A 16,352-nucleotide genomic window follows, 5' to 3' on the forward strand; every position below is an offset into this window, starting at 1 on the left:
CCAACAAGCGTGACGTAGCGCTTGCGCCAAGGCGGACGAAGATTCGCCAGGAGCGCGGGAGAGAAAAGTCGCGATTCGCCAGGCTATTCGTCTGCACGGCTAACTGCCGTGTGGCATCGGGCGTTCGCATCATCACTCCCCGAACCTAGGCGCGGCACTTCGGCAGGCGTCCAGACGAACAAGGGGAGGTCGAAATGGCAAATCTCGGAACCGCGAAAGCCCGGCACGGCATGGGCCTGCGGATGGGAGTATCGCTTGGTGCCGTCGGCGTGGCGCTGTGGCTCGGCGCACCTGCGCACGCCCAGGCCCAGGCCGGCAACCCGGTGGCAGCGGCGGATGCCCAGCGCGACGCTAGCATTCAGGAAGAACCGTCGCCGATCGACCCGCAGACCGGCGACGAAATCGTTGTCACCGGTTTCCGTGCGTCGCTGCGCAACGCCCTGAACCTCAAGCGCGCCTCCAACCAGATCGTCGATGCGATCACGGCCGAGGATATCGCCGACTTCCCGGACGCCAACCTCGCGGAATCGATCCAGCGCCTGCCGGGCGTCTCTATCGATCGTGACAATGGCGAAGGCCGCTCGATCACGGTCCGCGGCCTGGGCGGCGACTTCCAGTCGGTGCGGCTGAACGGCGCCGATGCGCAGAATGTCGCCGGCGGCAACCAGTCCGATGCGGGCGCGAACCGCAGCCGCGGCTTCGATTTCAACACCTTCGCTTCCGAACTGTTTGGCGGCGTTAAGATCACGAAGTCCACCGCTGCAGAGAATGATGAAGGCTCGCTCGGCGCGATCATCGATCTCACTACCGGTCGTCCGCTTGCCTATAAGGGCAATCGCTTCGCGCTGGGGGGCGAGGCCGAATATCGCGAGAACGGGAAGACCTGGAATCCGCGTTTCACAGGGCTTGCCTCGGTCAAGCTGACCGACAATTTCGGTGTGCTCGTGTCCGGCGCCTATCAGAAGCAGGAACAGCAGATCGACTCCTATCGCCGCGGCATCGGCGTGTTCGACTATCTGTACCGCAATTCGCAGATCAACGGCGTGACGCCCCCGGTCTATGGCTTTGCGCGGCCCGGCGGCACCGGGGCGACCTTCGGCTCGGATCCTGCCGCCTATGCGAAGCTTTCGCCGACCACCATCATCCCTGGCCTGCCTTCGATCAACCGGCAGCGGCTCTCCTATGAGCGGCTGGGCCTGACCGCCACCGCCCAGTGGCAGCCGACCGAGCGGACGGAAATCATCCTCGACGGTGTCTACTCGAAATATGATCAGGACAGCGAACTTGCCGGCATCACCCCGATCGGCCTCAACCGCAACGGCACCAACACCCGCGTGACCCAGAACACGCTACGCGCGGTGGGCACCACCAACGGCAATGCCGACCGTGTGGCGCTCTATCCCAACTGCGTGCAGAGCGCGATCGTGGATTGCGGACAGCAGCTGAACGGCAGCAGCGTGCTGCCGGGCTATTTCAACAGCTATAATCCGAACAATCTCAGCGCGTATGACTATTACAATAATCCGCGTTCGCCGGGCTATGTAGCGACCAGCAACCAAACCGGGTTCTACACCCAGCTGATCGGACGACCGAACACGGTTGTGCGCGCGGCGAACGTGAATGCGGCGGGGCAGGCCGATTATCTCCAGCTCGATCGCGTCGATTGGCGCAGCTCGATCGACAGCCAGAGCGGCTCGACCGAATTCAAGCAGGCGACGCTCAACCTGCGTCAGGATTTCGGCGATCGGCTGACGATGGAAGGCACGATCGGCTGGTCGAAATCGGTGTTCGACGCGACCGGCTATCTCGCCGAAGTCAACGCGATCGATCGGAATGGGTATGTGTTCGACGAGCGCGATGGCGGCAAGATGCCGGTGTTCAATCCGGGCTTTAACGTCGCCGATCCGAACAGCTGGACGCTGGTGAAGGGCCTTTCCACCATCCGCGTGTTCAAGAACCAGGTTACCAACGAATATCGGGTCGGGCGGCTCAACTTCGCCTTCGAAGCAGTGCCCGAAATGACGCTGCGGTTCGGCGGCACGTACAAGAAGTTCAGCTTCTTCGCCGATCAGCAGCGCCGTGCGCAATCGATCGAGGCACTTAACCCGACACTGGCCGAAGCCAGGCTGAACGTTACCGATCTTGGCAGCGTCTATGGGTTCGGCCAGGGACTGAGCCTGCCCGCCGGTACGCCGACCAGCTTCTTCGCCCCCGATCTGAACAAGTTCGTCAACGCGTTCGGGATCGACTGCAACTGCGTGAACAAATGGGGTGACTTCCGGGTCGTGCCGGACGGGCGCCAGGGCGGCGGCGTGGAAGAGCGGGACGCTTCCGGCTTCTTCCAGGTCGATTATGATCTGACCCTGCTCGGCGGGCCGCTGCGCGGCAATGTCGGCCTCCGGGTGGCCAATACGAAGGTGAAGGGTGCCGGCAATGTCGGCGGTGCGGATGGCATCACCGGCATCCCGGTGGTGGCGAACCACGAATACTGGGATTGGCTGCCCTCCACCAACATCAACTGGGAGGCGCAGCCCGGGCTGCTGATCCGCTTCGCCGCGGCCAAGGTCATGTCGCGCCCGCAGCTCGGCAACCTCACGCCCGGTACGACGGCGTTTTCGAGCACGCTGGCGGTCAACGGCTCGGCGCCCTCGCTCACCGTCGGCAATCCCTATCTCAGCCCGTTCCGCGCGACCAACCTCGATCTCAGCATCGAGAAGTATTTCCGCAACAACGGCCTGATCGCTGTGGCGCTGTTCAAGAAGAATCTCGACAGCTTCCCGCAGCAGCTCGCGGGCGAGGCGCCGCTTTCGACCGTGTTCGAGCCGGCGATCTACAACCAGATCCTGGCATCGATGACCGATCCGTTGCTGCGTGCCTATACCCAGGCGGGCGGAACCTGGGCGGTGCGGCAGTTCAAGGACGCGCCGGGCGGCACGATCAAGGGCATCGAAGTCAATCTGCAGACCGATTTCTGGTTCCTGCCGGCGCCGTTCGACAAGATGGGCGTCACCGCCAACTATACGCATATCGACTCGTCGCTCAGCTATCTGACCGGCACCGCGCTGTCGACGACCCAGGGCGGCGGCGTGGGCACGGCGCAGAACACCTTCGCCGAAGGACCCTTCCTCAACACCTCGCCCGATGCGTTCAACGCCACGCTCTATTACGAGAATTCGGTTTGGTCGCTGCGCTTCTCGGGGGCGTATCGCAAGCGCTTCGTCAACCGCTTCCCGCTGGCGACCGGCACCTGTTCGGTCGGCACCACCACCAATGCTGGCGCGGCGTGCAACTCGCCGGTGCTTGCGGACTTCGGCTTCAACGAAGATCAGTTCAACCTCGACGCAGCCTTCGCGGTCAACCTGACCAAGTTCGCGCGCTTCACGCTGGAAGGACGCAACCTGACCAATCAGGTCCAGTATCGCACGATGTACGCCGCCAATCCGGTGTCCCAGATCTATGGCAGCACCGGCCGTATCATCACCGCCGGCGTGCGGCTGAGCTTCTGATGCGGCAGGCTTCGGCGCTGGCGCTGCTGCTCGCATCGGCGGCGCCTGCGATCGCACAGGAGCGGCCGGTCCCCGCCTTTCCCGGCGCCGAAGGTGCCGGGGCCGCGGCCTTGGGCGGGCGCGGTGGCAAGGTGTTGTTCGTCACCACGCTCGCCGATGCCGGTCCTGGCAGCCTGCGCGCGGCGGTGGAAACGCCCGGGCCGCGCACGATCCTGTTCCGCACGTCCGGCACGATCCGGCTCGCCAAACCGCTGCGGATCCGCGAAGGGCGCGTGACGATCGCCGGCCAGTCCGCGCCGGGCGACGGCATCACTCTGCGCGATCACCCACTGGAGGTGGACGCCGACGATGTGGTGATCCGCTATATCCGCGCACGGCTGGGGGACGAATCGGGCACCGAATCCGATGCGATCTGGATCCATGGCGGGCACCGCATCATCCTCGACCATGTCTCGGCGAGTTGGTCGGTCGACGAGACGCTCTCGGCCTCGGCCAATTACAGCAAGCCCGGTGAGGGCTTCTGGGATCTGACCGTGCAATGGTCGATTATCGCGGAATCGCTGACCCATTCGCTCCACGCCAAGGGCGAGCATGGCTATGGCAGCCTGATCCGAGGCGGGCAGGGGGCGAAGATCAGCTTCCACCACAATCTGTGGGCGAACCACGCCGCGCGCATGCCACGCCCCGGCAATTACAGCGGTCCCGATCAGGACCCGCTCGGCGCCTTTTTCGATTTCCGCTCCAACGTCTTCTACAATTGGGGCAACAACTGGTCCGGCTACAATGCCGACAAGGCGACGCTCGCGCGCTACAATTTCGTCGACAACGCCTATGTCATGGGCCCGCAGTCGCGCAAGCCGATCGCCTTCCATGAAAGCAACACGCTGGCCAGGGCCTGGTTCGCGGGCAACAGCATGAACGGCAGCATCCCCGCCGATCCGTGGAGCTTGGTCGATGGCATCGCGCCGGACGGCTACCGGCTGGCGGAGCCTGTGCCGATGCCCGCGGTCACCCGGCACGCCGCCGCCGACGCCTATGCGCGCGTGCTCGCCGAGGCGGGTGCCTCGAAGGTGCGCGACAGCGTCGATGCGCGGATTGTCGCCGGCGTGCGGGATCGCAGCGGCCGCCAGATCGACAGTCAGCGGGACGTGGGCGGCTGGCCCGAACTGAACAGCCTGCCGGCGCCCCAGGACAGCGACCGGGACGGCATTCCCGATGGCTGGGAAGCCGCGCACGGCCTCAATCCGCACGACCCCAACGACGGCGCGGCGGATCGCAATCGCGACGGCTGGACGAATCTGGAGGAGTGGCTCGCGGAAATGGCCGCAGTACGCGGCTGAGCAGCGACTCAGTACAACAGAACAAAAAAAAGAGGGGCGGCCGCTCATGTGGCCGCCCCTCGTCGCGTCAGAAGCTGCCGCGCAGGCCGATCAGGAACTGCCGGCCGGGCTTGTACTGGGTGAACGTCGCGTTCTCGAACTGGAAGTAGGAACGCAGCGTCGCATTGTTGAAGTTGGCGACGTTGATCGTCAGCTGCGGCGCCTGCTTGACGCCGAAGATCTTGTCGAGATCGAACGCCGAGGAGAAGTCCCAGCTGGTGTAGGTGGTGCCGTACAGCGCCGCCGCCGGGATGCCGTTCTGCGCCGTGCCGCTGTTCTGCGAGCCTTCGCGTGAGGTCACCGCGACGCGAAGCATGATGCCGTTCCGCTCGTAATAGCCGGTGACGTTGTACGTGAACGGAGCGACTCCGAAAGCCGTGGCGGGGCCGTCGCTGGTCTGGTCGACAAGGGTGGCGTTGGCATTGAAGCCGAAGCCGCGGATGCCGAGCTTTTCGGTGAGGAAGTCAAGCGGTTGGACCCACTGGAATTCCAGGCCGTTGATCTTCAGCTTATTCGGCACGTTGACCTGGCTGGTCACCTGTACCTGGGCACTGTTGGGTCCGCCGCGCGAGTTGATCGCGATCTGCTGGGTCGGGTTCAGCGTGTCGTAGGTGATGCCATATTGCGCCAGCGCGGTGAACGGCACCGTGTTGATCGCGGTGTTGGTGAAGCCCTCGATCGATTTGCGGAAGGCGTTGAAGCTGATCACGCCTTCGCGGCCGGTATAGTATTCGAAGCCGAGGTCGATGTTGTTCGACAGATAGGGCGCCAGCGCCGGATTGCCGATGCTCGCCTGATCGGCCGACGGCGCGCCGAAGTTCACGCCCGGCAGCTGCGCCGAAGGATCGGGCCGCGTCATCGTGCGGGAAGCGGCGACGCGGACGACGGCGTTGGCGCTGACGTCATAGGCGATGGTGGCCGCCGGCAGCCATTCGGAATATTCGTTGCGAGTGTCGACGATGTTGACCACGCTCGGATAGCGGCTGCCGTCCGCGATCTGCCCGCCGCTGGCCGTGGCGTTACGCGGATCGGCGAAGCTGACGCGTCCCGAGATCGTCTGGATCGTGTTTACAAAGCGCAGGCCGGCATTGAAGCGCAGCATGTTGCCGCCCAGTTCCTGCTCGCCGTTGATGGTGGCGAAGGCGGACTTGATGACCTCGCGGATCAGGCCGCCATTGGCGCCGGTGTTCGAACCGCCGCTTTCGGGCGTGTTGTCGTGGTAGAAGTCATAGTTGCTTGCCTGACGGAACTTGTCCCAATCCACGGTGACGAAGCCGGCGGGCCCCGGCCGCAGATAGCTTGGGAAGGCGGAGTTCGGGATCAGCGAGCCGCCATAGGTGACGGTGCCGGTCTGGCCGGCAGTGTAGCCGGTGCCATAGCCCGGATAGGTGGGATAGCCGGCCGGCGCTGCACCGGGCGCGTTCAGGCCTTCGCACGGGGGCTGCGAATTCGGGCCGGGCACGAAGATGTTGGGATTGTTGCCGCACACGGCGTTCTGCCAGGCCTGGGTGTTGTCGAAGCCGCGGATCCGGCGCGACACATCGTCGAAGGCGCCGCCGACCTGCAGGTTCAGCGTACGCTCACCCCAGGTAAGGTCGCCCCGCACGCCCTTATTGACGTTGCGGCGCCGCTCGTCCTGCATGTTGACGCGGCTGCCGGCATACCAGCCGAAATTCGCCGGATTGTTGAGATCCAGGCTGCTCTTGATTTCGGGAATGCCGCCGGTGGTGTTGAACGTGACCGTGGCATTCTGGCCCAGCGGCGTGGTGGCGCCGACGGTCGGGCTTTCGCGGTGGAAGGTCGAGCGGGCATAATTGCCCTGCAGGTTCAGCTTCAGCGTATCGGAAATGGTCCATTCGCCGCCGGGGTTGATGCTGAACAGCTCGGTCGTTTCGCGATAAGGACGGTATTCGTTGAAGAACTGAACATTGGCGAAGGTGCCGCTGGTCACGGTGCAGCCCGCGCTGCAATCGGATTTGTCGAACTTCAGGTTGGTTGGGATGAGGGCGCCGTTCCGCACGATCCACGCCACGTTCTCGCGGGTGAGCACGTTCTTCTTATAGCCGTACAGTCCGTCCACATAGAAATGCAGCGTGTCCGACGGGCGCCATTCGGCGCTGGCGATGGCGTTCACGCGATCACGCGGGCCGCGGATGCTGGTGTTGCGGCCCAGGCGCGGCAGCAGGCCGTTGTCGATCTGCTGGATCGTCGCGCCGGGATTGTTGGCGAGCAGGAAGTTGCGGTCTATCACCGTCCCCGCGACGAGCCCGGCGCCCGCGCCGGCGGGCACCACTGCCGGAATCGTCCAGTTGCCGCCGCCGGTGCTGTTGCAGCCCGTAGTGGCGCCGCACTGGGCAGCGGTGAGCGCCGGATTGGTATAACCGATGGTTTCGAAGCCGCGGGTATCGGTGAACAGCCGCTGGGCGGAAACGCCGGCGAGGATGCCGAACGTATCGTTGCGCCAGCTGCCGATCAGCGATCCGCGCACGCCGATCCGGTCCTCCGGCGTCTGGTTCGAACCCTGGATGTTATAGGCAAGGAAAGGGCCGGTGCGGTCGAACGGCCGCGCGGACCGCAGATCGATGTTACCGGCCGCGCCGCCTTCGAGCAGGTTGGCGGTGTAGCTCTTGTTCACGGTCAGCTTGGTGAACAGGTCGGTCGGGAAGAAGCTGAGGTCCACCGAACGATCGGTGCCCTGCGCATCGGTGGCGCCGGAGGAAGCGACCGCGATCGGCGCGCCGTTGAGCGTCACATTGGTGAAGTTCGATCCGAGACCGCGAATGGCGACGTTCACACCTTCGCCGGTCACGTCGCGCACGATCGTGATGCCGGGGATGCGGTTGAACGATTCGGCGATGTTGGTGTCCGGGAACTTGCCGATGTCTTCCGCGAAGATCGAATCGGTGAAGCCGGTGGATTCGCGCTTGGCGTTGGTCGCCTGGGCAAGGCTCTGGCGATAGCCGGTGACGACGATTTCCTGCACCTGGTCCGCCGCCGGGGCGCTCGCCTCTGGCACGCTGGCCGGCGGCGTTGTCTGGGTCTGCGCCTGGGCAGTGGCGGCATAACCGGCGCTCAGCATCGTCGCACAAAGCAGTGCCTTGCGCAGCGACCGGGCGTGAAACGCTGTATTCGTCATGTCAGGGTCCCCTCGGATTGCGGTCGGCGCTTTCGAACGGCCGACAATTTTTTTCGGTCGATGGTTTGGATTCGGGACCGACGTGCGCGACCGAAGATGCACGGGTCCGGTCCCGCGACGCGCCGTGTCGCGGGCTGAAGATATTCGATGCTAGACTCAGTTGGTGGGGGTCAGGGTGGGCTCAGGCCACATCGCAACGAGCCGCGCCAAACGGCCGGAAACGACGAAAAGTTAGTTTCTCCCGCCATCCTATCCTCATCCCACGAGCGCGCCCGCTTTACCGCCGGCGTCATGTTAGCGTTATCTTTCACGCTTTGGCCTGTCGGTCAAATGGATAATGGTAAGGCCATCTGCTTTTTGAAGATTACCAATCTTGATGCTGAAGCGGATATCGTTTGCAGTCACGCCTCGGCAAAAAAGAAGGGGCTGGCGGTCGCCAGCCCCTTGAAGGGCCTCCCGATTCTCGGGGAGGGGGACCGAGATCAGCGAGCCATAAGCGCCGCATAAGGAGGCAGTTCGGCCAGAGTCGCGCCGTTCACCTGTTCGATTGGCGTGCAGTGCGTCACCAGGGCTGCGGGGAGTGCCACGGGCGCTGCCGAGAGGTTGAACGCGCACAGGATCCGCATGTCGCCCAGCGTGCGTGCGAAGACGAGCAGGGCATCATCCGCGTGCAGCACCTCCATCGCGCCTTCCACCAGCGCCGGATGGGTACGGCGCAGCGCGATCAGGCGACGCGTGTGCTGAAGGAGCGAGGTGGGATCGGCCTCCTGCAGGTCCACCGCCAGCGCCCGGTGCTCGGGGCCGAGCGGAAGCCAGGGGCGGGCGGTGCTGAAGCCGATGTTCGGCGCGGCGGCCGCCCACGGCATCGGCGTGCGCGCGCCGTCGCGGCTTAGCGTAAGCGGCCAGTTCGCGATCGCTTCGGGATCCTGCAGGTCCGCGAAGTCGATATCGACCTGGGTCAGGCCCAGTTCCTCGCCATAATAGAGAATTGCATTGCCACGTAGCGTAAGCAGCAACAGCATCTTCATCACGGCGAATGCAGCGCGATGCTCGGGCGCCACCCAGCGCGACAGCGCGCGCGGTGCATCGTGGTTCTCGAACGCCCAGCTTGGCCAGCCAATGCCCGGCGTGTCTGGCCATTCGGCGAGCGCGCGCTGCACCAGCGCGGGCGTCAGGCGGTCGGCGTAGAGGAAGTTGAAGCCATAAGCACTATTGAGCCGCGTCTCGCCGGCGGTGAATTGGTGCATTTCGGCCTCCGGCGCGGGGCCGCCGACTTCGGCGACGGTGAAGCGGCCGGGATAAAGATCGGCCAGCGCGCGCAGTTTCTCGAGCAGCAGCGGAATGTCGGCATGGCTCTGGTTGTAGACATGCTGCTGGAAGTCGAACGGGCGCGTACGGGGCAATCCCGTGTCGGGCGCGGGCGGGTTATCGCGCAACTGCGGATCATGCATCGTGAAGTTGATGGCATCCAGCCGGAAGCCGTCGACGCCGCGATCCAGCCAGAACTTGGCCGTGGCGAGGGTGGCAGCCTGCACCTCCGGATTGTGGAAGTTTAGGTCGGGCTGCTCGCGCAGGAAATTGTGGAGATAATATTGGCCGCGCCGAGCGTCCCAGGTCCAGGCCGGGCCGCCGAACACCGACTGCCAATTGTTGGGCGGGCTGCCATCGGGCTTGGCATCGGCCCAGACATACCAGTCGGCGCGTGCGTTGGTGCGGCTGGTGCGGCTCTCCTGGAACCAGGGATGCTGGTCCGAGCTGTGCGAATAGACCTGGTCGATCAGCACCTTGAGGCCGAGCGCATGGGCGCGGGCGACCAGCGCGTCGAAGTCGGCGAGCGTGCCGAACACGGGATCGACGCCGCAGAAATCGGCGATGTCATAGCCAAAATCTCGCATCGGTGACGTGAAGAAGGGCGAGATCCACACCGCGTCCACGCCCAGCGCCGCGACATGATCGAGCCGCGCGGTGATGCCGGGCAGGTCGCCGATGCCGTCGCCGTTCGAGTCCGCAAAGCTGCGTGGATAGATCTGGTAGATCACCGCGCCGCGCCACCACGGCCGAGTTTCGGTGGAGAGGTCACGCATCGACATTAGGTTCACTTGGAGGCTCCGGCCGCGCAGACGGCGAAGCCGAAGGCGGGAAGGGAAAGGGTGAGGCTGCCGGGGGCAGAGGCGCTGGCAGGGCAGGCACCTGCCAGGGTGCGGAAGGCGGTGGAGCCGGCCTCGACCTGGACGTTGCCCGTCCAGGGCTCAGGGCTGGTGTTGAAGGCGATCACTGTCTCCGCGCCGGTCCTCGGATCGAAGCGTGAGACGGCGAACAGACCCGGCTTGTCGCTGGCGAAACGCGTGACCTGCCGCCCGCGGGTGAGCGCCGGGTGGCTGGTCCGCAGCCGGGCGAGCGTCGCGATCTCGCGAAACAGCGGATGGCCGAGGTTGAAGCTGGGCGTGGCGGTGGTCGCGTCGGTGCCGAGCAGGTGATTGTCGTTGTAGCTGGCCACCTTGCTCCCGAACATGTCCTCGCGCGCGTCCTGGTCGTTGCCGTCGCTGACGAAGCCCTGCTCGTCGCCCGAATAAATGGTCGGCACGCCGCGCAGCAGCAGGAGCATTGCCTGGGCGAGCTCGACCCGCTGGAGCAGTTCGGCCTGGCTGATCTTCGGATTGGCCTGCTTGATGAAGGTGGCGGCGCGGCCCGCGTCATGGTTGCTGACGAAGGTGGGCAGGCGGTGCGCGGTCTTCTCGCCGCCCTCGTACAGCACGTCCGCCGCGAACACCTTTGCGAGGCGATCGGTCCCCTTGCCGCCGGCAACATCGATCACCGCCTGGTTGAAGGCGAAGTCGAGCACTGCGGGGAACTTGTCGACGCGGGTGTGGCGGGCCAGCGCGGCGACTTCTGGATCGGCGACCTCGCCGAAGATGTGGAAGTTAGGGATCCCCTTCGCCTTGGCGCGGGCCAGCATTGCCGGGACGAAGGCCTGCCAAAACTCCGGGTTCACATGCCGCGCGGTGTCGACGCGGAAGCCGTCGATGCCGAAGCGATCGATCCAGCCGCCGAAAATGTCGATCATCCCGGCAACGACACGCGGATGCTCGGTCATCAGGTCGTCTAGGCCGACGAAATCGCCCATGGTCGAGCTCTCGCCCGCAAAGGACGAGTTGCCGCGATTGTGGTAATAGATCGGATCGTTGAGCCAGGCGGGCACCTTCACGTTCCGCTCCGCCTCGGGCACCGCCGGCGTATAGGCATAGTCCGGGCGAGTGAGCCTGGCGAAGTTGGCGGCGCTGTGATCGTCGTCGCCGCTGAAGCCAGGGTTGATGGCCGTGCCGGCGACGCCCCCTTTACGGCTGTAAGGATAGTCGGCGCGGCTGCGATAGCTGCAGTCGCCGCATTCGCGATACTGGATCACGTCCGCCGTGTGGTTCACCACGATGTCCATATAGACCTTGATGCTCCGCTTGTGTGCGGCATCCACCAGCGCCTTGAACTCGGCGTTGGTGCCGAAATGCGGATCGACCTGGGTGAAATCGGTGATCCAATAGCCGTGATAGCCCGCCGATTCCTGCCCCTTCGGCCCCTGCACCGGCTTGTTCTTGAAGATCGGGCCGACCCAGATCGCGGTGGCGCCCAGCGCCTGGATATAGTCGAGCCGCTGGATCGCGCCCTTCAGATCGCCGCCATGATAGAAGCCCTTGGACGCAGGATCGAAACCGGTGACCAGCCGGTCGCCGGTCAGCCCGCCGCGATCATTGGTGGGGTCGCCATTGTCGAAGCGGTCGGGGAGGAGGAAGTAGAGCACCTCGTCCTCGGGCAGCCGGTCGCGATAGGTCTGCGCCATGGCCGGAGTCGCGGCGAGCGCGGCGGCGATCAGGGCGAGGGCGGTGGAACGGATCATGCGGCAATCTCCGCGTCCGCAGCGCCGTGCGCGCGGACGAACTCGCTATGGGGGGCCATCTGCGCGGCCTCGCGCGCATTAAGCTTGGCGATGAGGTCGAGATACTCGGCGATCTGCGCGGCCGGCGGCGCATCGGCGAGCGGGTGATGACCCTCCGCCGCGATGCCCTGGCCGGCGAGCACCTGTAGCCAGGCGACGTCGCTGAACAGATCGCCGTCCTCGCGGTCGATCTCGCCGCTCGCGCGCCACAGCGCGATCTTCTCGGCAAGGCCGTCGGGCAGGGGCGCCTCGCGGCGTTCGCGCCAGAAGGGCTCGTCGCGATCGTTCGCCCAGTAATGCAGGGTCAGGAAGTCGCGGATCCGCTCCATCTCCTGCGCGGCCTGCCGGTTGTAGCGGTTGCGCAGCGGCGCGATCGCGCGGGCGCCCGGCAACAGCGTCAGCACGCGCTCGATCGCCGACTGGATGAGGTGGATGCTCGTCGATTCCAGCGGCTCCAGGAACCCGCTGGCAAGGCCGAGCGCGATGACGTTGCCCGCCCAGCACTGCTCCCGGCGCCCCGCCGTGAAGCGCAGCGGCCGCGGATCGGCGAGCGCGGGCTCGTCCAGTCCGGCTAGCAGCGCCGCGGCGGCCGCATCGTCCGACAGATGCCGGCTCGAATAGACGATGCCGTTGCCCGTGCGGTGCTGCAGCGGAATCCGCCACTGCCAGCCGGCCCCGTGCGCGGTGGCGCGGGTATAGGGGGTGAAATCGCGTGCACGCGCGCTGGGCACCGCCAACGCGCGGTCGCACGGCAGCCAGTGCGACCAGTCGCGATAGCCAACGCCCATCGCCTCGCCGATCAGCCGCGCATGGAAGCCGGTGCAGTCGAGAAACAGGTCGCCTTCGATCCGGCGATCGCCGTCGAGGTGCAGCGCCTGCAGATTGCCGTCCTCCCCCGCCCGCGCGACTGCTTCGATCCGTCCCTCGTGCCGCACCACGCCCCGCGCTTCGGCATAGTCGCGCAGGAAGCGAGCATAGAGACCCGCATCGAAATGGAAGGCATAGGGCATTTCCGGCAGTACGCGGGCGGTGCGGGCGGGCCCACGCTGCATCCGGTTGCCGAGTGCCGCGACATTGTTGAGCGCATAAGCGGCCAGCGGCTCGGCCACGCCCTCGGCCATTCCGCGCAGCCAGGTGTGGCGGAAGGCGAGCAGGCCGTTGTCGCGGCCAACCTCGCCAAAGGCGTGCATGTAGCGCCCGCTTTTGGTCCAGCCGACGAACTCGATCGCCAGCTTGTAGCTCGCCTGGGTGGCGGCGACGAACGCGTCCTCGTCGATGCCCAGGCTGGCGTTGAACATCCGGATCTGCGGAATAGTCGCTTCGCCCACGCCCACCGTGCCGATCGCATCCGATTCGACGAGCGAGACGGTGAAGCCGGCCCCCAGGAACCGGACCAGCGCGGCGGCCGCCATCCATCCGGCGGTGCCGCCGCCGGCGACGACGATGCGATAGGGTGCTGTGGATGCCATGGCCTACCCTTCCGGTGCCGGCAGGTGGCGCCCGGCTCCCTGCGGGGGAACCGGGCGGCCAACCGTCAGAACTTGTACGTGATGCCGAGATAATAGTCCCGGCCGTAGCGCTGATATTCGCGGACCAGGCGCTGGTCGCCGGCCTCGGTGGTGACGAACGGCTGGTCGGTCAGGTTCTTTGCCTGCGCCAGGATCGCGAGGCCCTTCAGCGGACCGGCCTGGAATTCATAGCCGATCTGGGCATCCAGCACCCCTTCCGCCTTGCCGGTGCGGAATTCCGGGTTGGCCGAAAGGCCGGCCAGCTCCGCCAGGAAGCTGTCGCGCCAGCGATAGGTGGCGCGCGCCTGGAAGCCGTTCTTCTCGTAATAGGCAGTGCCGGTGGCGATCCACTTCGATTGGCCGGGCAGCGTCACCGGCTGGGTGGGGTTGCTGCCATAGGTCACGCGGCTGTCGACATAGCTGCCGCTGGCGAACACGCCGAACCCGTCCAGCGCGCTGGTAAAGGTGCTGAACGGCAGCGATGCGGTGGCTTCCACGCCCAGAATGTCGCCTCGGCCGGTATTGTCCGGCGTGGTCACTAGGCCGAACTGCGCGTTCTGCGCCCGTACGATCGCCGCCGCCGCCGGGGGCAGCGCCGACAGCAGCGCCGAGAAGTCGTACAGCGTGCTGTTGTTCGGATCGACGAAGTCGGTGAGGTGCTTGTAGAAGCCGGTCAGCGCCAGATAGCCGCCACCGCGCAGATACTTCTCTACCGAGATGTCGATGTTGGTCGATTGATAGGGGCGAAGGCGGAAATTGCCGCCGTTTGAGCTGAACGGGCTGTTCTGCGGCAAGCTGCCCAGGCCCACCTTGGAAAGATCGATGCTCACCGCCTGGGTGATGCGTTCCTGGTCCAGGCGGGGGCGGACCATCGTCTGCGCCGCACCCAGCTTGACGTAGAAGGCGTCCATCAGTTCCAGGCTGAACGTCGCCGAGGGCAGGAAGTTGGTGTATTTGGTGCTGTCTGCGACCGGTGACGTGGTGACGACGCCGTTCTGCAGCGCGGCGATCGCGCCAGAGGAGCCTTGGTCGGTATGCACCACCTGCAGGCCAAGCGTGCCCTTCAGTGCCTTGCCGCCGACAAGGCCGTCGATCACCAGCTTGGCATAGCCGGTATAGACCTTCTCGGTCACGACGTTGTCGCGCACCAGCGAGTCCGGGCGATTGTCGAACACCGAACGCAGCTGGCTGTACACCTTCAGCGGATCATAGGTCAGCATCTTCGGCACGCCCAGATAGGCCAGCGCCACCGGCTCGCTTAGCACCGCGTCCGCAGGCACCGCGAAGCTGGTCGGCGTGCCGCTGGCGATCGTGCAGTTGGTGCCGGCACCCGGCGGGCACAGGAAGAACGATGTGTAGCGGCTCTGCTTCTCGCGGCGGCTGAAGTTCGCGCCGACTTCCCAGCCCTTCACCACGCTGCCGCTGAACTCGCCGTTGAAGCTGGCGCGCAGCGATTTCAGGTCGTCCTCGAAGTCCGGCCGGTTGAGGAAGCCGGCCTGGACGACGGACTGGGTGCCGTTGAACCCCCAGCCGCGCGGATCGGTCAGCCGGATCACGCTCGTGTTGGTGTAATCCAGCGTCGGCACGATGCTGTAGGTGCCGTTCGCGTTCTGGTTGATCCGGATCGTGTCCTTGGCGCCGGTGGAGTTGTAGCCCGTGCCCGAATAGGTTTCGAGCAGGAAGTCGGTGCGGGTGGCGCGGCTCCAGCTGGCGTCGACGACAAAGTGAACGCTGTCGCTCAGCTTGAAATCGTTGTTCCAGCCCAGCGACAGGTTTTCGGCCTTGCGATCGTTGAAGTCGTTACGCTGGACGGCGACGACGTTGCTCAGCGTGGCGCTGGTGACCAGGCCGTTCTGCACCGTGTAACCGGGCTGAATCACGGCGTTCGATCCCCATTGCGGTGCAATCGGGAATTCGATGCCGCGCAGGCGCTGGGTTTCCTGGAAGTGCGAATAAAGCGCGTCGAAGGTCGAATGGAAGTTATCGCTCGGTTCCCATTCCACCGTGGCGACGCCGCCATAGCGCTTGAGCAGGTTGGACTGCACATAGGGCTTCGCGCCGCCGAGGAAGAGATTGCCGCCGGCGGCGGTCTCGTTCGGGAAGCCCCAGGCGGCATAGCGCTCGATCTGGGTCGGCGTGTTCTGCGCCGAAAGGCCGATCGCGATACCCAGCGTGTCGCCGGCGAACTTGTCGACGAACGTCGCCGACGCACGATAGCCATAGCGGGTGCCGTCGGGGTTGAGCGCCTTCTGCTCGTTCAGCTGGCCACGCGCCGCGACGACGAAGGTGCGCTTCGATTGATCGAGCGGACGAAGCATGCGCAAATCGACCGTGCCGGCGATGCCTGCGGCGATCAGCGACGCATCGGCCGACTTGTAGACGTTGACGTTGCGGAAGAATTCCGACGGATACTGATCATATTCGACGCCGCGATTGTCGCCCACCGTCACCTGCTCGCGGCCGTTCAGCAGCGTGGTGGAGAAATCGGGCCCCAGGCCGCGGATCGACAGGCGCTGGTCGCGGCCTTCCAGCCGCTGCGCGGTGACGCCCGGGATGCGGGCGAGCGAGTCTGCGATCGACACGTCGGGCAGCTTGCCAATGTCCTCGGACGATACCGAATCGACGATCATCGTGTTGTTGCGCTTGATGTTCGCCGAGGATGCGAGCGCCGCGCGGAAGCCGGTGACGACGATCTCGCCGCCGGTGGCGCTATCCTGCGTGTCGCTTGCCGGCATGTCGGCCGGCGGGGTCGCGGCGTCCTGCGCTAGGGCGGCGGCGGTGGTGAAGCTGAAGGCGATCGCGGCGGCGCTGGCGCCAAGCGCGATGCGGGCGGCACGCGGGCCGCGGAAGGTGCGAAGCAACATGTCTCTCCCCAATTCGTCTCTGCTCCGGGCT

General features: G+C 65.5%; 7 protein-coding genes. 2 read left to right on the forward strand and 5 right to left on the reverse strand.

Translation table 11 applies throughout. From position 1 onward, the window contains the following. Nucleotides 1–194 precede the first annotated feature (194 nt). The gene (locus ACNFJ7_RS01590) at nt 195–3,506 is read left to right on the forward strand and encodes a TonB-dependent receptor domain-containing protein (protein WP_019370281.1); all 3,312 of its coding nucleotides are present in this window, start codon (nt 195–197) and stop codon (nt 3,504–3,506) included. Continuing rightward, nucleotides 3,506–4,846, forward strand: coding sequence for a pectate lyase (locus tag ACNFJ7_RS01595; RefSeq protein WP_019370282.1), 1,341 nt, complete (start codon nt 3,506–3,508; stop codon nt 4,844–4,846). The genes ACNFJ7_RS01590 and ACNFJ7_RS01595 overlap by 1 nt, the downstream gene beginning before the upstream one ends. 67 nt (nt 4,847–4,913) lie before the next feature. On the opposite strand, the gene ACNFJ7_RS01600 is transcribed toward ACNFJ7_RS01595, so the two are convergent. The 5 genes from ACNFJ7_RS01600 to ACNFJ7_RS01620 all read right to left on the reverse strand — a co-directional run bounded on the left by ACNFJ7_RS01600 (nt 4,914) and on the right by ACNFJ7_RS01620 (nt 16,321). Next, the gene (locus ACNFJ7_RS01600; RefSeq protein ID WP_019370283.1) at nt 4,914–8,021 is read right to left on the reverse strand and encodes a TonB-dependent receptor; all 3,108 of its coding nucleotides are present in this window, start codon (nt 8,019–8,021) and stop codon (nt 4,914–4,916) included. Between the two features lie 482 nt (nt 8,022–8,503). Continuing rightward, the gene (locus ACNFJ7_RS01605) at nt 8,504–10,111 is read right to left on the reverse strand and encodes an alpha-glucosidase (RefSeq protein WP_019370284.1); all 1,608 of its coding nucleotides are present in this window, start codon (nt 10,109–10,111) and stop codon (nt 8,504–8,506) included. 5 nt (nt 10,112–10,116) lie between these two features. After that, nucleotides 10,117–11,910, reverse strand: a complete 1,794-nt coding sequence (locus ACNFJ7_RS01610; protein ID WP_019370285.1) for an alpha-amylase family glycosyl hydrolase — start codon at nt 11,908–11,910, stop codon at nt 10,117–10,119. Next, nucleotides 11,907–13,418 carry a tryptophan halogenase family protein gene (locus ACNFJ7_RS01615; protein ID WP_019370286.1) on the reverse strand — a complete coding sequence of 504 codons (1,512 nt, stop codon included), beginning with the start codon at nt 13,416–13,418 and terminating at the stop codon, nt 11,907–11,909. Before ACNFJ7_RS01615 ends, ACNFJ7_RS01610 begins: the two co-directional genes overlap by 4 nt. 65 nt (nt 13,419–13,483) lie before the next feature. Continuing rightward, on the reverse strand, nt 13,484–16,321 hold the full coding sequence (locus ACNFJ7_RS01620; protein ID WP_019370287.1) for a TonB-dependent receptor: 2,838 nt from the start codon (nt 16,319–16,321) through the stop codon (nt 13,484–13,486). Nucleotides 16,322–16,352 lie beyond the last annotated feature (31 nt).

The sequence above is a fragment of the Sphingomonas sp. HT-1 genome, from assembly GCF_048568905.1.
Classification (GTDB): domain Bacteria; phylum Pseudomonadota; class Alphaproteobacteria; order Sphingomonadales; family Sphingomonadaceae; genus Sphingomonas.